This window comes from Corallococcus sp. CA049B (assembly GCF_003611685.1).
GTDB classification, from domain to species: domain Bacteria; phylum Myxococcota; class Myxococcia; order Myxococcales; family Myxococcaceae; genus Corallococcus; species Corallococcus coralloides.
Window position 1 is genome coordinate 1 of the sequence record NZ_RAWC01000042.1, and the last position, 23,664, is coordinate 23,664.

At 69.5% G+C, this 23,664-nt stretch carries 18 protein-coding genes; 6 read left to right on the forward strand and 12 right to left on the reverse strand.

Features of this window, described 5'->3' with window-relative positions; genetic code table 11:
- The 6 genes from D7W82_RS12615 to D7W82_RS12640 form a co-directional block, all read right to left on the reverse strand.
- The coding region (locus D7W82_RS12615; protein ID WP_120618581.1) for an MFS transporter at positions 1-1,226 on the reverse strand (1,226 nt) is incomplete at its 3' end.
- A 112-nt stretch (positions 1,227-1,338) separates the two neighbouring features.
- Positions 1,339-2,304, reverse strand: coding sequence for a hypothetical protein (locus tag D7W82_RS12620; protein ID WP_120618582.1), 966 nt, complete (start codon positions 2,302-2,304; stop codon positions 1,339-1,341).
- A gap of 11 nt (positions 2,305-2,315) precedes the next feature.
- Positions 2,316-3,959 carry a caspase family protein gene (locus D7W82_RS12625; RefSeq protein ID WP_233587447.1) on the reverse strand — a complete coding sequence of 548 codons (1,644 nt, stop codon included), beginning with the start codon at positions 3,957-3,959 and terminating at the stop codon, positions 2,316-2,318.
- Entirely contained in the window at positions 3,956-4,744 is a 789-nt protein-coding gene (locus D7W82_RS12630) for a DUF4384 domain-containing protein (protein ID WP_120618583.1), read from the reverse strand. The genes D7W82_RS12625 and D7W82_RS12630 overlap by 4 nt, the downstream gene beginning before the upstream one ends.
- Positions 4,741-5,283: an RNA polymerase sigma factor gene (locus tag D7W82_RS12635; protein ID WP_014395374.1), complete on the reverse strand. Its 543-nt coding sequence runs from the start codon at positions 5,281-5,283 to the stop codon at positions 4,741-4,743. The genes D7W82_RS12630 and D7W82_RS12635 overlap by 4 nt, the downstream gene beginning before the upstream one ends.
- 28 nt (positions 5,284-5,311) lie before the next feature.
- Positions 5,312-6,310 carry a hypothetical protein gene (locus D7W82_RS12640; protein ID WP_120618584.1) on the reverse strand — a complete coding sequence of 333 codons (999 nt, stop codon included), beginning with the start codon at positions 6,308-6,310 and terminating at the stop codon, positions 5,312-5,314.
- A gap of 243 nt (positions 6,311-6,553) precedes the next feature.
- Between D7W82_RS12640 and D7W82_RS12645 the strand changes: the two genes are divergently transcribed.
- On the forward strand, positions 6,554-7,378 hold the full coding sequence (locus tag D7W82_RS12645) for a nucleotidyltransferase (protein ID WP_171423820.1): 825 nt from the start codon (positions 6,554-6,556) through the stop codon (positions 7,376-7,378).
- Complete coding sequence (locus D7W82_RS12650; protein ID WP_120618609.1) at positions 7,362-8,066, forward strand: metallophosphoesterase; 705 nt, start codon at positions 7,362-7,364, stop codon at positions 8,064-8,066. Before D7W82_RS12645 ends, D7W82_RS12650 begins: the two co-directional genes overlap by 17 nt.
- A 7-nt stretch (positions 8,067-8,073) precedes the next feature.
- Here the strand turns inward: D7W82_RS12650 and D7W82_RS12655 are convergent, their stop codons facing one another.
- From D7W82_RS12655 to D7W82_RS12670, 4 genes are read right to left on the reverse strand one after another with little or no spacing between them, the layout of a single operon-like run.
- Positions 8,074-9,534 (reverse strand): DUF4340 domain-containing protein, encoded by a 1,461-nt coding sequence (locus tag D7W82_RS12655; RefSeq protein WP_120618586.1) that lies wholly within the window; start codon positions 9,532-9,534, stop codon positions 8,074-8,076.
- On the reverse strand, positions 9,531-11,090 hold the full coding sequence (locus D7W82_RS12660) for a GldG family protein (RefSeq protein WP_370450988.1): 1,560 nt from the start codon (positions 11,088-11,090) through the stop codon (positions 9,531-9,533). The genes D7W82_RS12655 and D7W82_RS12660 overlap by 4 nt, the downstream gene beginning before the upstream one ends.
- Positions 11,087-11,890 (reverse strand): ABC transporter permease, encoded by an 804-nt coding sequence (locus tag D7W82_RS12665; RefSeq protein ID WP_120618588.1) that lies wholly within the window; start codon positions 11,888-11,890, stop codon positions 11,087-11,089. Before D7W82_RS12665 ends, D7W82_RS12660 begins: the two co-directional genes overlap by 4 nt.
- Before the next feature lie 17 nt (positions 11,891-11,907).
- On the reverse strand, positions 11,908-12,651 hold the full coding sequence (locus D7W82_RS12670; RefSeq protein WP_199727738.1) for an ABC transporter ATP-binding protein: 744 nt from the start codon (positions 12,649-12,651) through the stop codon (positions 11,908-11,910).
- A gap of 42 nt (positions 12,652-12,693) precedes the next feature.
- Here D7W82_RS12670 and D7W82_RS12675 point away from each other — a divergent pair, with 42 nt between their 5' ends.
- Together D7W82_RS12675 and D7W82_RS12680 are read left to right on the forward strand one after the other, a co-directional pair.
- On the forward strand, positions 12,694-13,887 hold the full coding sequence (locus tag D7W82_RS12675) for an aspartate kinase (RefSeq protein WP_120618589.1): 1,194 nt from the start codon (positions 12,694-12,696) through the stop codon (positions 13,885-13,887).
- 166 nt (positions 13,888-14,053) lie between these two features.
- Entirely contained in the window at positions 14,054-16,639 is a 2,586-nt protein-coding gene (locus D7W82_RS12680) for a N,N-dimethylformamidase beta subunit family domain-containing protein (protein ID WP_120618590.1), read from the forward strand.
- Here the strand turns inward: D7W82_RS12680 and D7W82_RS12685 are convergent, their stop codons facing one another.
- Positions 16,640-17,581, reverse strand: coding sequence for an ATP-binding protein (locus D7W82_RS12685; protein WP_120618591.1), 942 nt, complete (start codon positions 17,579-17,581; stop codon positions 16,640-16,642).
- Between the two features lie 80 nt (positions 17,582-17,661).
- The gene (locus D7W82_RS12690) at positions 17,662-18,315 is read right to left on the reverse strand and encodes a hypothetical protein (RefSeq protein ID WP_120618592.1); all 654 of its coding nucleotides are present in this window, start codon (positions 18,313-18,315) and stop codon (positions 17,662-17,664) included.
- Positions 18,316-18,609: 294 nt separating this feature from the next.
- Here D7W82_RS12690 and D7W82_RS12695 point away from each other — a divergent pair, with 294 nt between their 5' ends.
- Together D7W82_RS12695 and gltE are read left to right on the forward strand one after the other, a co-directional pair.
- Positions 18,610-22,197, forward strand: coding sequence for a tetratricopeptide repeat protein (locus D7W82_RS12695; protein ID WP_199727739.1), 3,588 nt, complete (start codon positions 18,610-18,612; stop codon positions 22,195-22,197).
- Positions 22,197-23,633, forward strand: coding sequence for an adventurous gliding motility TPR repeat lipoprotein GltE (gene gltE, locus D7W82_RS12700; RefSeq protein ID WP_120618594.1), 1,437 nt, complete (start codon positions 22,197-22,199; stop codon positions 23,631-23,633). Before D7W82_RS12695 ends, gltE begins: the two co-directional genes overlap by 1 nt.
- Positions 23,634-23,664 lie beyond the last annotated feature (31 nt).

A 23,664-nucleotide genomic window follows, 5' to 3' on the forward strand; every position in this document is an offset into this window, starting at 1 on the left:
TCCTGGGGCTGGGCGGCGTGCTCCGGCAGGAATATCAGCAGCACCAGCGCGGGGATGGCCGCCGCGGCGGTGAAGGCGAAGAACGTGGGCCAGCCCATCCACGTGGCCAGGAAGCCGGACACGGAGCCGATGAGCCGGTTGGCGATGGTGCCCAGCGCGGACAAGAGCGCGTACTGCGTGGCGCTGAAGCTCTTGTGGCACAGCGACATGATGAAGGCCGCGAACGCCGTCACGCCCAGGCCCGTGCACACGTTGTCCACCGCGATGGCGCCCGCGAGCATCAGGTCGTTCTTGCCCACCAGCGCCAGCGCCATGAAGGCCAGGTTGGTGAGGCCCTGCGCGGCGCCGAAGATGAACAGCGCGCGGCGCATGCTGAGCTTCACCATCAGCACGCCGCCCAGCAGGCCGCCGCTGATGGTGGCCACCATGCCCAGCGTCTTGCTGAGCGTGCCAATCTCCGTGTTGGAGAACCCCAGCTCGATGTAGAAGGGCGTCACCATGCTGGCGGCGATGCCATCCCCCAGCTTGTAGAGCACCAGGAACGCCAGCACCCCCAGCGCGTACTTGCGGCGGAAGTAGTCCACGAAGGGCCGCACGACGGCATCCGCCAGGTTGCGCGGAGGCCGCACGCTCTGGGGCTCCGGGGCCAGCAGCGTGGCCACCACGCCCACGCCCATGAGCAGGCCCATCACGTAGTACGTCTGGGACCAGCCCAGGTGATCCGACAGGATGAACGCGAGCCCGCCCGCCACGAGCATGCCCAGCCGGTAGCCGGTGACGTACATCGAGTTGCCCAGCCCGCGCTCCTCCATGGGGAGGATGTCCGTGCGCCACGCGTCCGCGACGATGTCCTGGCTGGCGGACAGGAACGTCACCACCACCGCCATGAACGCCATGGCCAGCGGGGCGTCCTTCGGGTTCACCAGGCCCATGGCGGCGATGGCGCCCATGAGCAGCACCTGCGTGAGCAGCATCCAGCCGCGCCGCCGGCCCAGGAAGGGCAGGGTGTAGCGGTCCATCAGCGGCGCCCACAGCACCTTGAAGGTGTAGGGCAGCGCCACCAGGCTGAAGATGCCAATCGTCTTGAGATTGACCCCCTCGTTCTTCATCCACGCGGACAGCGTGACGCCGGTCAGCCACAGGGGGAGGCCGGACGCGAAGCCGACGGCGATCAGGAGCCAGATGCGCCGGCTCTTCAAGACGGTGAGAAGCGAGGAGTTGGGCATGGGGGCGCGGGGAAACCGCCGCCAGCATAGAGAATCCACCCCGCGCGTCACCTTCCAACGGCCAGGGACTGTCCGCCCGGCTGCTGTCCGGCCCGAAGCCCGGGCGGCCTCTTCAGGGCTTCGGGTCCAGCGCGGACACGTCCGGACAGGTGCGGCGGTCGCCCTCGGTGGGGGTGATGAAGTCCCAGTTGCGCTGCATGAACGTGATGCGCGTCCGGGCGTCCCAGCACTCCGTGTACTGCGCGCCCTTCGCGTCCCCGTCCAGGATGTTGAGCACCAGCACGCCCCGGCCATCCGGCGTCCAGCGCGCCAGGATGTCCAGCGTCTCCAGGAGCCCGCCGGGAATCAGGTCCGTGCTCGGCAACCGGAACGCCATCTCCCCCAGGCCCTCGGGCGTCTGACGCGACGCATAGCGGGTGTTGGGTGTGGCGGCGCCCGCGCCGGTGAAGAGCAGCTCCACGCGCGTGGGCAGCGCCTTCGTCTGGTAGTCGATGTCCAGCCGGTCCACGGTGCTCGCGTCCCCCGTGTCCATGCCGTGCGCGCGGGCCGCCTCGAGGTCCAGCGCGAGCGTGCCGGTCCCCTTGCGGATGCCGCCGTCCGCCTTGAAGGTGCCGGGCAGGTAGGTCCACCACGCGTCCTCGCCGCCGCCCCGGGGGCGGAACTGGAGGAGGTACGCGAAGGAGGCGTCCTGGCGCTCCATCACGAAGCGCAGCTCGTGGCCCGGGTGGTCGTCGGAGGGGAAGGGGCCCCAGATGCGCCGGTCGGTTTCGCGCGTGGTGGGAGGGGCGTCGCGGAACAGCTCCAGCAGGGCGAGCAGGCCGTCCACGCTGGTGTTGAACCGCGTGCCCTCCTGGTAGGCCTGGAGGGCGAGCTCCGACGTGCCGCCCAGCACCAGCGACGCGCTCAGCCGCTGATTGCGCGTGCCCAGGCCCTGTCCGGCGCGGGCGGTGTCCGGCAGCTTCGCGGCCAGGTCCTCGCGCTGGGGCAGGGCGTTCTGGAACTCCAGGTCGTCGTTGGAGAAGTCGCCGCCGCACGCGACCGCGAGGAGGCAGCAGAGGGCCAGGGAAAAGGTTCGCATCACGTGCTCCCTCATGGCTCGTACGTGAGGAGCGCGGCCAGCTCCCAGAACCCCAGGGAGCGCTGCGCGTCGACGGTGTATTGGAGGTACTGCAGGCGGCTGCGCGCGGTGAGGTTCAACTTCCGCGTGAGCTGGAAGCGCGCGCCCGTCGCCATGCCCGGTGACACCATGGCGAAGCGTTGATCCGGGAACGCCGCGTCATCGAACTTGCGGCCCATGATGAGGTACGCGACGCGCACGCCCACGAAGGGGGCGACGCGGCCCACGGGCCACTCGGCGGTGAGGCTGGTGCCCACGTTCACCACGGAGTAGCGGTACGCCGGGCCCGCCAGCGTGGGCAGTGACAGCACGCCGTTCGTGCCGCCCACCGCCGCGTCGAAGCCCCAGACCCAGTCGCGGCGGAAGTAGTCGTGCAGCTCGGCCTCCGCGCCGAAGAGGGGCACGGAGAGGAAGAGGGTCTGGCGCGTCTGGGCGTCGAAGAAGGACTGGAAGCCGCCGGTGAGGCCGAAGGTCCACCACGCGCCCTTGTCCCGCATGGCGCCCTTCACGGGGTCGTCGGAGAAGGGCGCGTCCTTGAAGCGCGGCTCCTGCAGGAGGGTCGTGCGTCCGCGAGCGACCTCCACCTCTCCGATGCGCAGCCGGTCGCTGAGCCGGCGCTTCACGCGGTAGGTGCCGGGGGCCAGGGCCACGCGGCGCTCGGTGCCCGCGGCCTTGTCCAGCTCCGCGACCACGAGTCCGCCTGGATCCACGAAGTAGTAGGAGCCCGCGGGGGCGTTGCCGGGGACGACCAGGCCTTCGGCGCTCGCGCGCAGGTCGGTGAGGACCAGGTCGCCGTTGCCCGCCAGGTCGTAGCTGAACGTGGGGTGCTGCGGGCCCGCGCTGCTGTCGGCCGTGTCCGCGACCGTGCGGGCGTAGGCGTGCGAATACGCCTCGAAGAGCGTCACGCGTCCGTCGCCGCTGCGGTCCGCGTCTCCCAGCAGGCCGCTGGCCAGGTGATGGGAGAAGTAGCTGCCGCCCAGCGCGTCCGACTCCTGCGAGTCCTCGTCCGCGGCGCTGGAGGTGAGGATGACGACGCCCCGGGCATCGCGTGCCGCGCCGGACTCCACGTCGAAGGCCGGGGCCTTGCGAGCGCCCTTGGTGCGGGTGAGCGCGCCGGAGCGGCAGGAGTCGAGGATGGCGATGCGGATGTCCACGGGCGCGTCCGCCAGCCGGCGCTTGAGCGCGTCGAAGGCGAGCCGCGAATCACCCAGCCGCAGCGCGCCGTCCTTCGCGTGGCCGGAGTAGTAGACGAACAGCGCGGTGCGCTCGCCGCGAGCCTGGGCCGCGCGGGCCCGTTGCTCCAGCTCCGACAGCGCGCCGAGGAAGTCCTTCGCGTCGTCATCCAGGAGGAGCTTCGCGTCGGCCGGAGACACCCCGCCCAGCCGCGTGAGCAGGTCGTGCATCTTGCGCGCATCGTCGCGCGCGTAGCTCAAGGGCCGCGTGTCCGCGCCGCCCGTGTCATTGCCCGCGATGAGCGCGAAGCGGTGCAGCGTGTCCGCCTGCGCGGCGCTGGAGAGCAGCACCAGCGCGGGAACCGACGCCCGCATCGCCGAGCCCAGGGCCCGTGCCCAGGCCGCCACGGGAGCGAGCACCTGTCTCACGGGGCCGTCGCTCATGGCTTCTGCAAAATCCACTGCGTCTGCGCACCCGCCACGCCCAGCGGGGCCATGCGCGTGACGTCCCGGCCCGCCGCGACGAAGGCCTTCCGGGCCGCGTCACTCAGCGCGTCCATGGACACGGGCGCGTCCGTCAGCACCAGCACCACGCGCTCCGCACCCGCGCCGGTGAACTCCACGCTCTCCGGCAACCAGTGTTGCCCCGCGCCGGGTTCCACCGCGAGGCTGTCCCCGGACTCCGGATACAGCGGCGTCACCTCGCCCTGCGCATCCACCGACAGCGCCGCCACGTAGCGGTACGCGTCCGCCGTGTAGCCCAGCCGCACGCGCTCACCGGGTTGCAGCGCCTCCGGCGCCTCCGTGCTCGCCACCCGCTGCGGCTCCACGCCTCCACCGATTCGCAGCTCCGCGCCCGCGCCCCCCTTGATGCGGTTGCCCGTGACGGGCGGTTGGATGGGAGCCGTCCTCCCGCCGGTCTCCAGCAGCGGACGCGCCAGCACCAACACCAGCACGGACGCCGCCACCGCCATCAGCGGCCGGACCCACTGCGCGCGCGTCGCCTGATCTTTCGAAGCCTGCCTCGCGCGGGCCCGCTCCACGCCGGCCTCGAAACGCTCGAAGGGCACCTCCGCCTCGAACGCGGCCTGCGCGTCCGCGAAGGACCGGAGCGCCGCGCCACACGCCTCGCACGCCTCCGCATGCGCCTGGACGCGCTGGGCTTCCTGGGCGGGCAGCTCGCCAGCGTGCAGGCGGCGCAATGTCCAGCTCGACTCGTGCGCGCTCATCGGACGCTCAGCTCCTCTCCACCCAGCTCCGCGAAGTGTTCCAGCCGCTTGCGCACCGTGGGCACCGAACGCCCCAGCACCGCAGCCACCTCTTCCAGCGTCATCCCGTCCACGTGGTAGTGGATCGCCGCCGCCTGCGTCTCCGCGTCCACCCGGGCCAGCAGCTTGCGCACCAGGTCGCGCGTCTCCATCGCCTCCGCGCCGCCATGGCCCTCCGAACGGGCCGCCTCGTCCCTCGCGAACCACTTCCGCCACGCGGCCCCTTCCGAGCGCAGCTGGTTGAGGCAGTGGTGCGTGGCGATCTTCATCAGCCACGTCAGCGGAGACGCCTCCGCCCGGAACGACTCCCCGTGCACGAGCGCGCGGGCGAAGACGTCATGCATCGCGTCCTCCGCCCGGCTCGCGTCCTTCAGCAGGTAGCGGCAGCGCTCACGCACGCTGCCGCCATACTTCACATACAGCTCGCGCAGGACGGCCCGCCGGTCCTCGTTGGGACGGGGAGGCACCACCTTCAGGGCCAGCGGGGTCGGTCCGGTCACGCGCGGCGCAAGCCTACCGCGACCCGGCTCACAGCGACGAGTACACCGCCGCCGTGAAGCCGCCGCAGGCCGCCTCCGCCTCGCCGTAGCCCACGCGCGGGTCCAGGCTGACGCGGAAGTAGGTGCTGAGGAAGTTCGTGTCCCAGCACTCGTTCAGCGTGGCCTCGCCCACCAGGTCGCCCCCCGTCACCTTGATGTCCGAGCGGCCCGCCCCCGCCGCCGTCCAGCGGCTCTTGATGGACAGCTTCTCCAGCTTCGCGCGCAGCGGGTCGCCGTGGTCGATGTCCTCTTGCGTCGCGAACTCGAACTCGCCGCCCGCCGTCGCGGACGCCTTGTAGTGGTACGTCCCGTCCACGCGCTTGTTGGGGTCCTTCTCGTCACGCACCTGGTGGAAGTCCGCGTCCACCGTGGCCTCCGCGGAGGCGCTCGGGCGCGAGTAGCGGATCTCCACCGTGCCCACGTTGTCGTCGGCATCCGGCAGGGTGTGCGCCGCGTCCCAGTCGATGAACAGCTCGCCGGAGCCGTAGCCCTTCACGCGCTCGCCGTCCGCGTCCACCGCCACCTGCTGCGTGCCGGACAGCACCGCGCGGAAGGCGCTGTCCTCCTCGCCCTTCGCCTTGCCCTCCAGCACCCAGGAGAACGACGCCTCCCCCGACTTCGTCACCGTCAGCCGCCACGTGGTGGGGCTCAGTGCGTCCGTGCTCGGGCCCCACACCGCCTTGTTCTCCTCCAGCGTCGTCGGCGGATACTTGGAGATCTGCTCGACGAGGTTGAGCACCCACAGCGTGCCGCCGTTCACCGCCACCGTGGCGTTCACCGTCGCCTGGTAGTACTCCGCCTTCTGCCCCTGGCCGTACTGCGCGGAGGGGCCAGCCGCCGTCAGGCCCTGGCCGTTCGCCTTCGGCGCCTTCACCTGCGTCAGCTCCTTGGAGGGCAGGCCCTCACGGAACGTGTCCGCGTCATTGCTCTGGGCGTCGTTGCAGCCCACGAACAGCAGGGAGGCACACAGCAAGCTCTTGCGCAGCATGGTCGAGCGTCCTTTCAGGGCCCGTCTCGTGCGGGCCGTGCGGCAGTGAATTCGCCCCTATGGACACAGGCCGGGCGCAAAATAGAAAAAGCGCTCGCTAGGAGTGGAAAAGCACAGTGAAACCAGGCGCTTGGCGTCTGGCTGCCTGCTCTCCGGGCGCCCGCGGACGCCTGCCCGACGGCTGAAATGGGCCATCCCTACCTTTCGCCCATGGAAAAACGACACCCGAACCATCCCGGGGAGATGGGTACGGACGCCACGCTGGCCGAGCGGGAGCGTGCGCCGGACGAGATCAACGCCCGCGCCAGAGCCGTCGGTCTGCTGCATGAGGCCGGGGTGCCGTTCGTCGTGGGGGGGGCGTATGCCTACGCCACCTATACCGGCATCTACCGCGACACCAAGGACCTGGACCTGTTCCCGCGCAAGCAGGACGCCATCCGCGCCCTGGACGTGCTGGAGAAGGATGGCTGGCGCACGGAACGGCCCGACGAGGTCTGGCTCTACAAGGCGTACAAGGGCGACTACTTCGTCGACTTCATCTTCTCCTCCGGCAACGGCGTGGCGACGGTGGATGACGAGTGGTTCACCAACGCCAGGAAGGCCACCATCTTCGGCTACGAGTGCCTCATCGCGCCGGCCGAGGAGATGATCTGGTCCAAGGCCTTCGTCACCGAGCGCGAGCGCTATGACGGCGCGGACATCCACCACCTCATCCTCAAGGCGGGGCGGGAGATGGACTGGGACCGCATCCTCCGGCGCTTCGACCGCTACTGGGAGGTGCTGCTCAGCCACCTGATGATGTTCCGCTTCGCGTATCCCAGCGAGCGCGACATCGTGCCCAACTACGTGATGACGGAGCTGATGAGCCGCACGCTCCAGACGGTGCGCGACGGCAGCTGGGACGAGAAGCTGTGCCGGGGCAACCTGGTGTCCAAGGTGAACTATCACGTGGACATCCACCACTGGGGCTTTGGGGACGGCAGGGCGTGGGACGAACAGGACAGACCCGAGGGGGAAACCCGTGGCGCGAGAGCCGAACTCGAAGATTCGACTGGCAGCGGTCGGTGACCTGCACTGCCGGGAGGACCAGCACGGGCGCTTCCGTCAGCTCGTCAAACAGGTGAATGCCTCGGCGGACCTGCTGCTCCTGTGCGGGGACTTGACGGACCGCGGGATGATTGAAGAGGGCAAGGTCCTGGCCGAGGAACTCTCGGCCTTGCGCGTCCCATGCGCCGCGGTGCTGGGCAATCACGACTACGAGCACGGGCAGGTGAAGGACATCTGCACGGAGCTCTCCAAGGTCGGCGTGCACATCCTCGACGGGGACCACTTCATCTTCGAGAAGACGCTGGGCGTCGCGGGGGTGAAGGGCTTCGGGGGCGGCTTCGGCAACGCGACGCTGCAGGCGTTCGGCGAAGGCCAGACGAAGTCCTTCGTGCAGGAGGCCGTCACCGAGTCGCTCAAGCTGGAGGCCGCGCTCAGCCACCTGGACACGCCCAAGAAGGTCGTGATCATGCACTACGCCCCCATCCCGGACACGCTGGAGGGGGAGAACATCGAGATCCGCCCCTTCCTGGGGACGAGCCGTCTGTCGATGCCCATCGACCACTACGGCGCGGCCTACGTCTTCCACGGTCACGCGCACCACGGCGCGCTCGAGGGCAAGACGAAGAGCGGCATCCCGGTGTTCAATGTCGCCATGCCGCTGCTCACCAAGTTCACGCCCGAGCAGCGCTTCGCCTTGATGGAGGTGTAGCGCTGCCTCAGGGCGCGGGAGCCCCGCCGTCCGAAGCTTCGGGCGGCGCCTCCTGGAGGTCCGCGGTGCGCGTGGGCAGGTCCGCCACCGCGCCCATGGACACCTCCACCAGGTCCGGCCCGGAGCCCCGTGCGTAGAGCCGGTCCTCCGTGTCCGGCACGGCGTCGCCCAGCCACAGCCGCGCCAGCTCGCGCCCGTCCGCGTCGCGCAGCACGACGCTCCGGGACGTGTCGCTGATGCCGTAGCGCTCCCAGCGCTTCACCTTCGCTTCGCCGAACGCGGCGGCCTTCAGCGCCTCCAGCCGGCCCAGCAGCTTCACCACGCGGAAGTGCAGGGCGCGTCCACCGCCGGGACCTTCCACCTGCCATGCGTCGCCGTTGCCCGCGCCGCGCGTCACCACCACGGGGGGGGCCTTGCCTCCGGGGCGGAACTCCATGCGCCGCACGTCGTCGCGCGGGAAGGACAGCACGCGCCGGTCCTTCAACTCCTGCGCGCCCACGTCCAGCGTCGTCAGCGCGCGGGCCTCCACCTCCGCCAGCGTGGACCGCGAACCCTGTTCGCGAAGGGCATGGACGACGGTCGCTCCGTCGCGAGTCACCTGCGCCAGCCTGACGCGAATGGGCTCACCGGAAGCCGGCACGAAGCGGGCGTCCACGGTGGGCGTGTCCAGGCCCAGGGCCTTCCGCGTGGCGGCGGTGTCCTGCGGGAAGGATAAGGCCTGATGGCCCTCGAAGGCCTTGAGCAGGTCGGTCAGCCGGCTCGTGTTCGCGCGGGTGGGCTCCGGCTTCTCCATCCGCCACGACTTGCCGTCCGCCTCACGCGTCAGCACGTACGCGTGGTCCTTCGCCTTGACTTCGATGGACTGGAGCGACGCGAGGTCCAGCGGCCCCAGGAACTCCTTGGCGCGCAGCTCGAAGGGGCCCTTGTCCAGCGAGTACCGCACGGCACCGTCGGCCGCGTACACGGTCGCGTCGCCTTCACGGCGCACGTAGACGGAGCCATCGAACGGGTTCTCATCTCCACCGGCCAGCGTCACGGTGCGCTGGCGGGATGGATTTTCCGCGCCTTCACCGTTGGCATCCGGCAGGAAGGCCCGCGCCGTCACGGTGAACTTCGGGGACGTGAGCCCGTACTTCTTCAAGTCCGCGTCCGTCGGCGCGGCGTTCACGGTGGCCTTGAACTTCGCCGAGGTGAGCTGCTGCACCAGGGCCTCCACCGCGTACGGATCCGCCTTCGCCTCCACGGGCGAGACGATCCGCCAGCCCTCCGGCGTCCGCTCCAGCTCCGTGGTGGCGCCGCGAGCCTTCACCGTCAGGTGCGTGAAGACGGGCGCCGGATCCGGAGCCGCGCCACGGCCTGGCTCGGCGCTTTCCGTCGCGAAGAGCTTCGGCGGAGCAGGGGGCTTCTCCGCGTCGCGCGAACATCCCACGGCCAGAAGCCCCAACATCACGATGGTGGCAGTCCTCACCGGTTCCTCCGCGACAGCCAGACCGCGAGTCCCACGCCCAGCAGCGACAGGGGCAGCAGGTCGGTGGACACGAAGCGCAGGGTCCGCAGCTGGTCCTCGCCAAGCTCCAGGGTGGACGTCTCACGGTCGGGAGGGCGCAGGGTGATCTTCTCCGCCTGATGGGACGTCCAGCCCAGGGCGTTCATCACCAGGTTGCGGTTGGCCTCGTAGCCCCAGTTCGGATCCAGCAGCAGCTCCGAATCCCCCACGGCCACCAGCCGGGCCTCGTCGGAGCGCTTGTGCTCCGCCGCGCGCGTGTCCCGGGACGCGGCGGCCACCAGCGTGAGCTGGCCCATCTTCTCGCCGCTGGACGGGGTGGTGTCCTCCAGGGGCCGCGACTCCACCCACGCATAGGGGGAGCTCAGCAGCACGGGCTCCACCGTCACGCCGGGCAGCAGGAAGCCCTCTCGGACGAGCGTGAAGCTGCGCGGCGTGGGCAGCTGGATGTTGAAGCCGCGCTCCTGCAGCGGGCGCGTGATGGCGTGCTTGCCGTAGAAGTTCGACACCAGGACGAACGGGTTGCCCGAGTTGAACTGCGGATCCGCCGCCACGCCGTCGTCCACCTGCACGCCGTAGTCCGCGAGGAACAGGCCCAGCCCGTCGTCCGTGTTCGCGTCGGTGAAGTACAGCAGCCGGCCGCCTTCGCCCAGGTAGGTGCGCAGCGCCGCCACCTCCGGCGCCGTGTACGCCTGCTTCGCGCCAGCGATGATCAACAGGCCCGCGTCGCGAGGCACCTCCTTCCGGCCCAGGAGGTTGAGCGGCTCGGGGCGGTAGCCCTCGCGCAGCAGCTGGCGCCGCAGCTGCGTCAGCCCTTCACCGGAGACCTCCAGCGACCACTCGCCGTGTCCTTCGAGGACGTACACCTTCTGCGCGCCCGCCGCGCTCAGCTGGAGCAGGGCGTTGGTCAGCTCCTGCTCGGCGGGGGCGGGCAGGGTGGTGTGGGGCGCGGCGTCGCCCTCGCCGCGGGAGACGATAACCAGCGTCTGCCCGTCCTTGAGCTGGTACTTCGCGGCCAGGGACGGCTCGCGGCGCGGATCCACGAAGGCGTAGTCGAAGGCCTCCGGTGCCGCCTCGCGGTAGCGCCGGAACAGCTCCTCCAGCTCGCCATAGGACGGGTGCGTGGGCGGGATGAGCGCCAGCGCGTGGGCCTTCTCCTTCAACCCCGCCAGCGTCTGCACCGTCTGCGGCGCGAGCGAGAAGATGCGCTCCTGCGTCAAATCCCACCGCTTGTTCTCGCGGAAGGCGAGCACGTTGAGCGCCACCAGCACGCCCAGCACCGCCAGCGTGGTGAGCACGGAGGACGCGAGGAACCGCCCCGTGCGGCGGGTGCCCGCGCGCCCCAGTTCCTGGCGGTGCATGACGACAAAGGCCGCGAGCATCGCCGCGCCCAGCACCGCCTTGCCCGCGGCGAGCGCCACGCTGCCGGAGGTGAGGAACAACGTGAAGGGGCTGGACGCGAGCAGCAGCAGGCCAAAGGGCCCCAGCATCCGGGTGACGTGGGTCGCTCTCATGCTCATGTGTAGCGCTGCGCTTCCACCGCGCGGTGGGTGAGCAGCAGCGAGAACAGGATGACGGACGCGAAGAACACCAGCGCCTGCACCTCCAGGACGCCCTGGATCATCCCCTGCAACTGCGTATCGAAGGACAGGTAGTTCAGGAACGAGCGCAGCGGCTCCGCGGTGGACTGGGCCACGCCGCGCAGGAGCATCCACGGCAAGAGCACGGTGAAGGTGAGGAACGCCGCCAGCATCTGGCTCTCCGTCAACGCGGAGATGAACAGCCCCACCGCCATGCACGTCGCGCCCCACAGGAGCACCGCGCCGTAGCCCAGCAGCACCGTGGGCCACTCCAGCGCGGAGCCGGACGGGCCCGTGCCCACCACCGACAGCAGCACCGGGAACACCAGCGTCAGCCCCAGCGTGACGAAGATGAGGCCCAGGCCGCCCAGGTACTTGCCCAGCACGATGTCCACCGGTCGCACCGGCGTCGTGAGCAGCAGCGCGAACGTCTTCTGGCGCTTCTCCTCCGCGAACAACCGCATGGACAGGAAGGGCGCGACGAAGAGCGTGAGGATCAACACCACGCCCCACAGCTGCACCACCACGCCGTCCGTGAGGTTGCGGTAGACGATGGAGTCCGGCGGCAGCTTGCTCCAGCCGTTCTCGCGCGCCAGGGCCTGCACCTGCTGGAACTGCTCCAGCAGGCTGACGAAGAAGAACGACGAGAGCGCCGCCATCGCCGTGAACACGGCGTAGGCCCACGGGGTGGTGAAGGCGACGGCCAGCTCCTTGCGGGCAATGGCCAGGGCGGTGCGCATGCGCGGAGGGTTCCTGTTCAGGCGGCGGTCAGCTTGATGAAGACTTCTTCCAAAGACGCGTGCTCGGCCTGTCCGTGGGCCTTCGCCAGCTGGTCGATGGCGTCATGGGCCACCACGCGGCCCTGGTGGAGGATGAGCACCCTCTCGCACGTCACCGTGACCTCCGGGAGGATGTGCGTGGACAACAGCACCGTGTGCTTCCCGGAGAGGCTCCGGATCAACGCGCGCAGGTCCGCGCGCTGCGCGGGGTCCAGGCCTTCGGTGGGCTCGTCCAGGATGAGCACCGGCGGCGAACCGATGAGCGCCTGCGCGATGCCCACGCGCTGCTGGTAGCCCTTGGACAGGTTCTGGAGCACGCGGCCCATCACGTCGCTCACGCCGGTGAGCCCCGCCACCCGCTCCACCTCCGCCTTCACCGCGCGGCCGGGCACCTGCTTGAGCGCCGCGACGAACGCCAGGTAGCCGTGCACCGTCAGCTCCGGATACAGCGGCGGCGTCTCCGGCAGGTAGCCGATGCGCCGTTTGACCTCCATGGGGTGCGTGGACACGTCGAAGCCCGCCACCCTCGCGCTGCCCTCGGAGGGGGGCAGGAAGCCGGTGAGGATCTTCATCGTGGTGGACTTGCCCGCCCCGTTGGGGCCGAGGAAGCCCAAGAGCTCGCCCTCACCGACCGTGAAGGACAGGTCCTGGATGGCCACGCGATCGCGGTAGCGCCGGGTGAGGTTGCGCACCTCGATGATGGGCTTCTCGGTGATTGGCATGCGCGGGGGCGAACTCTACACTGCCCCGGAAGCGAGGCGTGGATGCCAATCGTGGTGCAGAAGTACGGCGGCTCATCGGTCGCTGACGCGGAGAAGCTCGGCAAGGTCGCGCGGCGCGTGAAGCAGAGGCGGGACGCGGGCTATCAGGTCGTCGTCGTCGTGAGCGCCATGGGCGACACCACGGATGACCTGCTGTCGCTGGCCAAGAGCGTGTCCCAGGACCCGCCCCGGCGAGAGCTGGACATGCTCCTCACCTGCGGCGAGCGCATCTCCATGGCGCTCCTGTCCATGGCGCTCCAGGAGCAGGGCGTCCCCGCCATCAGCTTCACCGGCAGCCAGAGCGGCATCATCACCAACGACGCCCACGCCCAGGCGCGCATCGTGGAGGTGCGGCCCTACCGCATCCAGGATGAGCTGGCGCACGGCAAGGTCGTCATCGTCGCGGGCTACCAGGGCGTCTCCTACAAGAAGGAGGTGACGACGCTGGGGCGCGGCGGCTCCGATACGACAGCGGTCGCGCTGGCGGCGGCGCTGGACGCGGAGGCCTGCGAAATCTACTCGGACGTGGACGGCGTCTTCAGCGCGGATCCACGCGTGGTGCCGGACGCGCGCAAGCTGGAGTCGCTGAGCTACGACGAGATGCAGGAGCTGGCGAGCGCCGGCGCCAAGGTGCTCAACGCGCAGGCCGTGGAGTGGGCGAAGGCGCGCGGCATCACCATCCTCGCGCGCACCGCGCACGGTCAGGGCACCGGCACCAGCGTGCAGGAGCTCGCCGTGCCCACCGACAGCCGCGTGAAGGGCGTGACGGCGGACGCGGAGATGGCCGTGCTCGTCGCGCACGCCAGCGTGCCCCTCCAGGAGCTGCTGGAGTTCCTGGACGCGCGCGCCGTCCGAGGCCGCACGCTCGCCCATGACGGACTGCCGGGCGCGCCGGGGCGCACGTACCTGGCGGTGCCGCTCGCGGACATCCACGGTCCGGAGGCGCTCCAGCGCGAGCTGGCCACGCGCTTTGGCACAGGCGTGGACTGGCAGGACGGCTGGGGCACGGTCACTTGTGTGGGCGTGGGCCTCAACGCGGACTGGGTGCCGCTGCGCAAGGCCCTCTCCGCCGCGGAAGCCCTCTCCGCCCGGGTCCATGCGGTGAGCACCTCGCCACTCCAGGTGACCCTCCTGGTGGACAAGACGCATCTGAAGACCCTCACGGCCCGGTTGCACCGCGAACTGCTCGGTAGCTGACACGCGCCTCACCCGCGCAACCCCCGTTGATCCGAGGACTTCGCGGGTCCTCCCTGGGGACGAGCCGACATCCTCCGTCGAACTTTCCTGCTCAATGGGGGCAGGGCGCTTCCCTCTGAGAAGTCGATGCCTACCCTCCTCGCCTGAGCACCTTGGAGGGTGGGGCATGGCACACGGGCGTCGCTGGATGGGACTGGGGGTGGTGCTGGCGCTCCTGGTGACGGGGGCCACGGGGTGCAAGGACTCCGGTCCGGCACCCGGCACGCCTCCCCCTGGCGACCGCCATGATGATCCGCCGCTGAGCAACGATGACGCGGGCGTCATCGGTCCGGACGGCGGCATCGTCGTGCCCGAATATGACGCGGGCATTCCGGACGACGAACCGGACGCGGGCACGCTGCCCGACGGCGGCAGCGCGCTGCCCGAGCGCGACCCGGACGCCGTCCACAAGGAGAACCAGAGGAAGGGCACCAACGGCTGGCGCATCGACAAGAACGCCAACAGCCGTGAGATTGAAGGCTACCCCCTCAAGGCCACCCTGACGCAGGGCGAGTCGCTGCGCGTGGCGGTGTCCCTGTCCGAGGAGCGCAAGTTCAGCTGGTTCGTCTACCGCCTGGGCTACTACGGCGGCGTGGGGGCCCGCGAGATCGCTCGCGGCGGCCCGGTGCAGGGCACGCGGCAGGCGGACTGTCCGGCGGATCCGGCGACGGGCGTCATCGCCTGCTCCTGGTCCCCCACGCTGGAGATCCCCATTGGCGAGGACTGGGTGCGCGGCGTGTACGTGGTGAAGCTCGTGCGCGACGACCGGCCGTCGCGCTACGTGCCCTTCTTCGTGCGGGACGCCAACCCGCGCGCGGAGGTCGCGGTGCTCATGCCCACCGCGAACTGGGCGGCGTACAACACCTGGGGCGGCACCAGCCTCTACGATGATCAGAAGGGCGTGATGAAGGCGCACGGCGTCTCACGCGCCTTCCAGTCCTCCTACGACCGGCCCTACTACCGGGGCCAGGGCACCGGGCACCTGATGCTGGACGACCTGAGCCTGGTGACGTGGCTGGAGTCGCAGGACCTGGACGTGGGCTACTTCACCGACGAGGACATGGACGAAAGCTACGACTTCCTGCGTGGCGCGAAGGTGCTCGTGATGTCCGGCCACGACGAGTACTGGTCCTCCAAGCAGCGCGACCATGCGGACCGCGCGCTGTCGGAAGGGCGGTCCATCATCAACCTGGGCGCGAACAACGCGTACTGGCAGGTGCGGATGGAGCCCTCCGCGGACGGCCGCCCGCGCCGCATCGTCACCTGCTACAAGGGCGCGCCCGAGGATCCGTACAAGGACCAGCGCCGGACGGTGAAGTTCCGCGACCTGCCCGCGCCCCGTCCGGAGAACGCGCTCCTGGGCGTGCAGTTCGCCGCGCGCTGGCACCAGTGGCCCTTCCCGACCGTCATCACCAACCCGGAGCACTGGGTCTTCAACGGCACGGGCTTCAAGGCCGGTGACACGCTGTGGATGGCGAACGGCTACGAGGTGGATCAGCTGGTGTCCAATGGCCGCCAGCCTGCCGGCGTGGAGGTGCTCGCGGAGTCCCCCTCGCTGTCGCTCCAGGGCGGCTTCGGCTTCGCGCACATGGTGGTGCGCAAGCAGGGGGACGCGTACGTCTTCTCCTCGGGCGGCATCGACTTCGTGCACAAGCTGGCCGGCGTGGCGGACCGAGTGGCGGATCCGCGCGCGGGCCGCATCGTGGCCAACGTGCTCTACAAGGCGCTGGGCCGGAAGCTGCCGGGCGACCTGGTGAAGTTCCAGCCCCCGGCGGCGGCTACGCCGATGGGGCCGTTCGCCGCGTCCGTGACGACGGTGGCGGGGCAGCCCGGCAAGCGCTGCCACGCGGGGGCCAAGGTGGCGCCGGATGAGCTGGGCGCGCCGCTCGCAGTCGCCGTGCTGCCGGATGGCGGCTGGGCGGTGGCGGACTCGCTGGGCAACACGGTGAAGCGCGTGTCCCCGGGCGGGAAGATCCGCACGGTGCTCGACAAGCTCGCCGGCCCCATGGGCATCGCCGCGGACGCGCTGGGCAACGTCTACGTGTCCGACACCGAGAACGCGGTCATCCGGCGCATCTCCCCGGAGGGCAAGGCGGAGGTGTTCGCGGGCACCACGTGGGGCTATCAGGATGGCCCCGCGCTGTCGGCGGCCTTCAACCAGCCCGCGGGCCTGTCCTTCACGCCGGACGGCACGGCGCTGCTCGTGGCGGACTTGAACAACAGCGTCATCCGCCGCATCGACATGGTGACGCCCGGCAACCCGGTGACGACGCTCCAGGGCGACTGGCTCTACCGTCCCTCCGCGGTGGTCCAGACGGTGGACGGCACCACCTACGTCGTGGAGAGCGGCATGGCGCGCGTGGTGCGCGTGCGCGACGGCGTCACCACCGTGGTGGCGGGCTCCACGCCCGGCTTCCGCGACGGTGAGCCGAAGGAGGGCCAGCTGCTGCCGTACCTGGGACTGGCGCTGCTGCCGGACGGCTCGCTCGCCATCTCCGACCCTGGCAACTACCGCGTGCGCCGGCTGACCTTCAACGCGTCCGGCGAGCCGGAGAAGCTGACCACGCTCGCGGGCAGTGGCCGCTATGGCGCCGACGACGGCACGGGCCGGGAGGCCCAGCTGGTGCTGCCCGCCGGGCTCGCGGTGGGGCCGGATGGCACCCTCTACGTGGCGGACGCGGGCAACTCGCTGGTGCGCGCCATCCAGCGCTGACTACCGGCCCGGGTTGCGCATGCCACCCATGGGCGGCGGCGCGTCCATCTCCTGCCGCGTGCGCCGCCGGTCCGGGGTGTCGCGCGGCAGCTCCACGAAGGTGCACATCTCACAGAGGCGGCTGTAGATGCGCTCACCCACGCGCTCGCGCAGCAGCTCCGCGTCCTTCATGGCGGAGCGGGCGTCGTCCGTGGTGCGGTAGCCCGAAGGCGCGCTGCTCCGCGCGCCCTTGCGCTCCGGCTCCAGCGAGTAGTTCGTGGCGAAGAGCGTCGTGCGCCCCGCGTTGTAGCGCCGGGCAATGAGCTCATCGAGCGTCTCCATCTCGAAGGGGCTGCCGCGCCCCTTGCCCAGCTCGTCGATGGCGAGGACCTCCACCTCCGACAGGGGCCCGATGATCTCCCCGCCGCTCTTGCCGTCCTGGAAGCCGCGCCGGATGGTCGCGTAGAGGAGGGAGATTTCGACGTAGCGGGACTTCACGCCCAGCTCCAGCACCAGATGCCCGAGCGTCGCGGCGACGAGGTGCGTCTTGCCCGTGCCCACCGGCCCGCTCAGCACGAAGCCCTTGTTCGTCGCGCCCTTCACGTACTGATTGGCGAAGTGCATCGCCACGCCGCGGCCGCGGTCCTGCGACTCGTTGAAGGGCCGGTAGTTGTCGAACGACGCGTGCGCCATGACGCCCGGCATCTGCACGTCGTTGTAGAGCGCCACGCGCGTGCGCCGCAGCGTGCACACGCACGGCTCCAGGACCTCATACGTCCGGGGGCCCACCTTCGCGCTGAAGGTGCCTTCCTTCTGCACCAGCCTGTGCCCGCGTCCACCGCACATCGGGCAGTCCACCGAGCACGGACACACCCGCGCGGTCGCGAGCTCTCCGCGCCGCTCGATGAGGTACGTCCGCCCGCCGCACTGCCCACACGCCTCGCCGTTCGCCTTGGCAGCCATCGCGCCCAGCCATAACACCGTCCCCCCTGGCCGTCAGCCTGCTGAACTTTCGTTCAGGCTCGCGGTGGCGGGACAACCCTTCAGGTTTCCTTCATGTCCAGCCGCCGTCTGACGGCCGCCTGGAGCCGGAAGCGCCGGGACACACGCCGCGCGCGGGCCGTCATCAGCTGTTGTTCACCGGTGCGCGCATCCCGCCACACCGTGCGTCGCTCCGCGAAGGGCAGGGCGCGCAGCAGCACCAGCAGCGCCCAGGCCTCCTGCTGATCCATGGCCGCGGGCTCGCGCGGCACGCACGCGAGCACCGTGTCCAGCAGCCGGTGCACCCGCGGCGCCATCGCGGCCTCGCGCTCCGTCAGCGCCCGCAGCGCCGAGCACAACCGCGCGTGCCGCACCTCTTCCCACGAACGGGCAGGGCGCTTCTTCGAGGAGGCCGGAGGGGCCTCCTCTCCCTGGCCCGCGGACAGGTCGCGGTACTTGCGGATCTCCGTCTCCACCTGACGCCGGCACGCGCGCAGCGAACGCAGCACCGGCTCTCCAGGCCGCGCGTCCCACAGCGCCTTCTCCGCCGAGCGCGAGATGCCACGCGCCACGACCTCGAAGGGCACGCCCTCCCGCGCCCACGCGGTGACGAGCTCCGTGTCCAGCGCGGACAACATCAGGCCCGCGCCGCGCACCGCGAGGAAGTAGTCCTGCACCAGCTCCTCGAAGCTGGCGCTCTCCGGCAGAAGACTCATGATCCGACAACCACTCCAGGCAGGGCGGCCAGACGAACAGCCGCCAGCTTCCCATACCTGTTGCGGCCTGCCGTGCAACCTTCCTGTCGCTGTCTGGAGCGGCGTTGGCGCACAGCGAAATTGAAGTTTTCCCGCTTGCTATCCGACGGAGCTGACGTCCCGTCGTCTGAGTTGACCCGCCTTGCGCAAACCGCGCATAGTACGAGTCCCCTCATGGAAATTCCCGAAGATTCCCGGACACTTGCCAAGCAAGCAGGCATCCGTGGACGCCGGTTCCCCGCTCCTAGGAAGACCATGCGCCGCTCGCTACTCGTTTGCCTCGTTCTCCTGACTTCCATGGCTTCGGCCCAGGAGAAGAAAGCACTGCGCGACGCTGACCTGGGCAAGAAGTCCACCACCACCGTGGACAAGTCCCTCGCAGGCGACATCACTCGCCCGAAGGAAGCCCAGCAGGCCGCTCCCGCGCTTCAATATGATCAGTTCCGCCTGGGCGTGGAAGTGCAGGTCGCTTCCAAGCGCCGCGAACAGATCGAATCGCTGAAGAAGATCATCTCGCTGTCTCCTGATCAGAAGGAGGCCCCCAGCCTGCTGTTCCGCCTGGGCGAGCTCTACTGGGAGGAGTCGAAGTTCTTCTTCTTCGAAGCCAACCGGAAGGACGACGAGCTCATCGTCGCCATGAACCGCAACGACGCCGCGGCCCAGCAGAGGGCCAAGGCGGAGAAGGCGGAGCTGATGGCGAAGGTGAAGGAGAACGGCAAGTACGCCGTCGAGCAGTACACGAAGATCGTCCAGGAGTACCCGAAGTTCGAGCGCACGGACGAGGTGCTCTTCTTCCTCGGCCAGTACCTGATGGAGGACGGCCAGGACAAGAAGGCGCTCGTCGCGTTCAAGCGCCTGATTGAGAAGTACCCGCAGTCCAAGTACATCCCGGACGCGTACTTCGCCTTCGGCGAGTACTACTTCAACAACTCCAAGGGCAAGCGCCCGGAGCTGGAGAAGGCGCTCGCCGCGTACAAGAAGGCCGCCGAGTTCCCGGAGAACCAGGTCTACGCCTTCGCCCTCTACAAGCAGGGCTGGTGCTACTTCAACATGGGCGAGTACGAGTCCGCGAAGGACAAGTACAAGACCGTGGTCCTCTACGGTGAGCTGGCGGGCGCCGCCGCCGTGGAGAAGGACGGCAAGTCCAAAGCGAAGGGCTCGCTGGTGCGTGAAGCGCGCGGCGACTATGTGCGCGCCTTCGCCCGCGAGGGTGACGTGACGCAGGCCCGCGCGGACTTCGGCAAGGTCGCCACCAATCCGGAAGACCGCTTCGCGATGATGAAGCAGCTCGCGAACCTGTACTACGGCGACGGCAAGGACCGCGAAGCGGCCATCACCTTCAACGCGCTGATCAAGGAGAAGCCGCTGTCTCCGGAGGCCCCCGGCTTCCAGGGCAAGATCGTCGACTGCATCCTGCGCATGGGCAACAAGGAGCGCACCGTGGCCCAGGTGCGCCGGCTCGTGAAGATCATGAAGGACGTCGAGTCCTCCGGCGTCATCAAGGACGACAAGGACAAGAAGGCGCTCGCGGAGGCGAAGGAGCTGTCCGAGCGCACGCTCTCCAACCTCGCCGTCACCTGGCACAACGAGGGCAAGAAGACGCGCAGCGAGGAGACCTTCAAGTACGCGGACGCCGTGTACAGCGACTACCTCACGCTCTTCCCGGAGAACCCCAAGGCGTACGACCTGCGCTTCTTCTGGGCGGAGCTCCTCAACGACAACCTCCAGAACTTCGACAAGGCCGCCGCCAACTACACGCTCGTCGTCCTCCAGGACGCCAAGGTGCTGGAGGCCAAGGACGACAAGGGCAAGCCCAAGCCGGGCAAGCCGGGCAAGTGGCTGACCAACGCCTCCTACAACGCCGTGCTCGCCTACGACGAAGTCGTGAAGGCCGCTGAAGCGCGCGGTGAAGCCAAGTCCGAGTCCGCCGGCACGGACATCCAGAAGAAGATCGCCATCCCCACGCTGAAGAAGTCGCTGCTCGACGCGTGCGAGCGCTACCTCAAGTACGTCCCCAAGGGCGACAAGCGCGTGGAGATCGCCTTCAAGGCGGCGAACATCTACTACCGCCACAACCACTTCGACGAAGCCGTGCTGCGCTTCTCCGAAATCGCGCTCGGCTACCCCGAGTACAAGTTCGAGGACGGGCAGCGCGCGGCCGAGATCGCCGCCAACCTCATCCTGGACTCGTACAACCTGCTGGGCGACTTCGCGAAGGTCAACGAGTGGGCCCGCCGCTTCTACGCCAACGACAAGCTGGCCACCGGCAAGTTCCGCGACGACCTGGCGAAGCTCATCGAGCAGTCGTCGTTCAAGCTGGTCAGCCAGCTGGAGGAGAAGAAGGAGTTCTCCAAGGCGGCCGAGGCGTACCTGAACTTCGTCCACGACTTCCCGCAGACGGAGATCGCGGACCTGGCGCTCTACAACGCGTCCGTCGACTACTACAAGGCGAAGAGCCTGGATAAGGCCATCGAGGTCCGCAAGCGCCTGTTCGCGGAGTACCCCCGGTCCAAGTACGTGCCGGACTCCATCTACGCGAACGCGGAGGCGCTGGAGGCCATTGGTGACTTCGAGGAGGCCGCGGGCACCTACGAGCTCTACGTGCGCGGCTACGAGCGCAACCTGAACGAGAAGGGCGGCGCCCCGGCCGCGAAGGCGAAGAGCAAGGCCAGGGGCAAGGCGAGGCAGGCCTCCAACTCCGACGCCCCCGCGAAGCCCGCGGTGGTGCAGAAGTGGGACGAGTCCAAGGCGCAGATCGCCCTGTTCAACGCGGCCACCTACCGCGAGGGCCTGGGCCAGCTGAAGGCCGCGCTCAAGAACCGCGAGCACTACATCGAGCTGTGGCCCAAGTCGAAGGACGCCGAGGCCGCCTTCCTGTCCGTCGTGGACCTGCACGTGAAGCAGGGCGCGTACATGAAGGCCATCAAGCTCCTGGAGGAGTACGAGCGCGACAACATGCGCTCCCAGAGCAAGTTCCTCATGGCCGAGGGCCGCATCGTCGACATCTACGCGAAGATGAAGAAGACGAACGACGTGCGCCGCATGAACAAGCGCATCTTCGAGTACTTCGACCAGCTGCCCCGCCGTCAGCAGACCGCGCTGGAGAAGCCCGCGCTGGCCGCCGCCGCGCAGGCGAACCTGCTGGCCATCGAGCCGGACTGGAACGAGTTCCGGCGCCTGAAGCTGTACTGGGGCGTGCCGCCGTCGCCGGAGCGCTTCAAGGGCTCGCTGGCCGACAAGGGCCGCGCGCTGGAGGTCGTGCAGAAGAAGTACGTGCAGACCGTGGCCCTGGGCGCCCCGGAGCCGGCCATCTGCGCGCTGCAGCGCATTGGCCTCGCGTATGATCACATGGCGGAGCTCGTCGTGAACGCGCCCATGCCGCGCGGCCTGGACGAGGAGTCGCAGCAGGCCCTGCGCGACGAGTTCGCCAACCAGGCCCAGCCGCTCAAGGACAAGGCCACGGAGGCCTTCACCGGCGCGGTGGCCAAGAGCCGCGAGCTGGGCGTGTTCAACGACTGCGCCGCGGCGAGCCTGAAGATCCTCCGCACCACCTACGCGCCCGACCGCTTCCCGGAGGTGCTGGAGGAGAAGCTCGCGCTGAAGAACAAGGAGCTGGTGCTGGGCGGCGACCTGCTGGCCGCCGTGCAGGACATCCCGCCCCCGGTCACCAAGGTGGAACCGGAGAAGCAGGCCAGGAGCGAGGCGCTCAACGAGGACCTGTCCGCGCTGACGAACGCGCTTCGCCAGCAGACCGAGTCCGAGGTCGCCAAGCCCGCCGCCGCGTCCAAGGACGGCGCCCCCAAGAAGACCGTTGATGATCAGGAGCCGGAGGACTTCCTCTAATGAATCGCCGCATGCACCCGTTCCGCCCCCTCCTGCTGGCCACGCTGGCGCTGACCGCTGCCGGCTGCTCCACCACGCAGACCAACACCCCGGCGCCCGTCGCCAAGCCCGTGGCCGCCACGGGCCCGGTCTCCATCTCCAACCGCGCCATGCTGCTGTTCGATGACGCGGTGAAGTCCTTCGACGCGCAGAAGAAGGCGAAGGCGTTCGACTACCCGTCGCTGGAGCGCAAGTTCAAGGCCGCCCTGGAGGCGGACCAGAACCTGGCGGAGGCCGAGTACAACCTGGGCGTCATCGCCGAGCGCATGGGCAAGGCCGACGAGGCCAAGGCCCGCTACGCGTCCGCGCTCACCAAGAAGCCGTCCCTGCGTCAGGCGTCCGACAACCTGGCCATCATGAAGCAGAACGGCGGCGACGTGGCCGGCGCCGTGGCGCTCTACCAGGACGTGCTCACGCGCTACCCGGACGACGCGGGCTCGCGCGCGCGGCTCGCGGAGATCTACCGGCAGAACAACGACCACGACAAGGCGATGGAGCTGTCTCGCGCCGCGCTCATGCGCGACCCGATGAACACCAACGCCCTCAAGGTGATGATCCGCAGCTACCTGGACCGCAAGCAACTGGCCATGGCGAAGCTCGTCGCGCTGCGCGCGGTGAAGCTGGACGGCACGGATCCGGAGCTGCACCAGGCCGTGGGCCTCATCCTCCTGAAGGAGGGCGACACCGCGGGCGCGCGCCTGCAGTTCAAGAGCGCCCTGGAGGCCAAGGCGGACTACGTGCCGGCGCACGTGGAGCTGGCCCAGCTGGCGCTCAGCGCGGAGGACTTCCCCGGCGCGGAGGAGCACCTGCGCCGCATCCTGCAGTCGGACGGCAAGAACGCCGCCGCGCACGTGGACCTGGGCATCGCGCTCAAGGGCCAGGGCCAGTACGACAAGGCCATGCAGGAGTACGACGAGGCGGAGAAGCTCAACCCCGACCTGGGCGCCACGTACCTCAACCGCGGCATCATCCTGCACAAGGTGAAGGACGCCCCCGAGCGCGCGGTGGAGCTCTACAAGAAGTACGTCGCGCTGGCCGGCGGCGAGGTCGCGCTCAATGCGGAAGCGCCCGTCTTCGGCCTCCTGCGCGAGGCGGAGAGCATCGTGCAGGCCAAGCGCGAGGCGTCGGCCGCGGAGGCCCAGGCCAAGCAGATGGAGGCGCTCCAGGCCCAGCAGCAGGCCGCGATGAAGGCGGAGGAGGCGAAGCAGAAGGGCCAGACGCCTCCGGGTGGCGCGACGCCCGCGTCCGGTACCGGCACCGCCCCGCAGGCCACGCCGGTCTCCGGCACGGGCGCTCAGCAGCCGGCCGCCACTCCGGCGGGTGGCACGCAGACGGCCCCTGCCCAGAAGAATGCAGCACCGGTGGACTCCGACGAGCCCACGGACGACCTGCTGTGATGTGGGAGACGCCCGCCAGTGGCTTCACGCT

Bases quoted from the DNA above. Each gene is read 5' to 3' on its own strand.
- D7W82_RS12665 (WP_120618588.1), bottom strand. From the start codon at position 11,890: ATGCGCACCGCCCTGGCCATTGCCCGCAAGGAGCTGGCCGTCGCCTTC.
- D7W82_RS12640 (WP_120618584.1), bottom strand. From the start codon at position 6,310: ATGCTGCGCAAGAGCTTGCTGTGTGCCTCCCTGCTGTTCGTGGGCTGC.
- D7W82_RS12670 (WP_199727738.1), bottom strand. From the start codon at position 12,651: ATGCCAATCACCGAGAAGCCCATCATCGAGGTGCGCAACCTCACCCGG.
- D7W82_RS12645 (WP_171423820.1), top strand. From the start codon at position 6,554: ATGGGTACGGACGCCACGCTGGCCGAGCGGGAGCGTGCGCCGGACGAG.
- D7W82_RS12630 (WP_120618583.1), bottom strand. From the start codon at position 4,744: ATGAGCGCGCACGAGTCGAGCTGGACATTGCGCCGCCTGCACGCTGGC.
- D7W82_RS12680 (WP_120618590.1), top strand. From the start codon at position 14,054: ATGGCACACGGGCGTCGCTGGATGGGACTGGGGGTGGTGCTGGCGCTC.
- D7W82_RS12675 (WP_120618589.1), top strand. From the start codon at position 12,694: ATGCCAATCGTGGTGCAGAAGTACGGCGGCTCATCGGTCGCTGACGCG.
- D7W82_RS12625 (WP_233587447.1), bottom strand. From the start codon at position 3,959: ATGAGCGACGGCCCCGTGAGACAGGTGCTCGCTCCCGTGGCGGCCTGG.
- D7W82_RS12685 (WP_120618591.1), bottom strand. From the start codon at position 17,581: ATGGCTGCCAAGGCGAACGGCGAGGCGTGTGGGCAGTGCGGCGGGCGG.
- D7W82_RS12695 (WP_199727739.1), top strand. From the start codon at position 18,610: ATGCGCCGCTCGCTACTCGTTTGCCTCGTTCTCCTGACTTCCATGGCT.
- D7W82_RS12620 (WP_120618582.1), bottom strand. From the start codon at position 2,304: ATGCGAACCTTTTCCCTGGCCCTCTGCTGCCTCCTCGCGGTCGCGTGC.
- gltE (WP_120618594.1), top strand. From the start codon at position 22,197: ATGAATCGCCGCATGCACCCGTTCCGCCCCCTCCTGCTGGCCACGCTG.
- D7W82_RS12660 (WP_370450988.1), bottom strand. From the start codon at position 11,090: ATGAGCATGAGAGCGACCCACGTCACCCGGATGCTGGGGCCCTTTGGC.
- D7W82_RS12690 (WP_120618592.1), bottom strand. From the start codon at position 18,315: ATGAGTCTTCTGCCGGAGAGCGCCAGCTTCGAGGAGCTGGTGCAGGAC.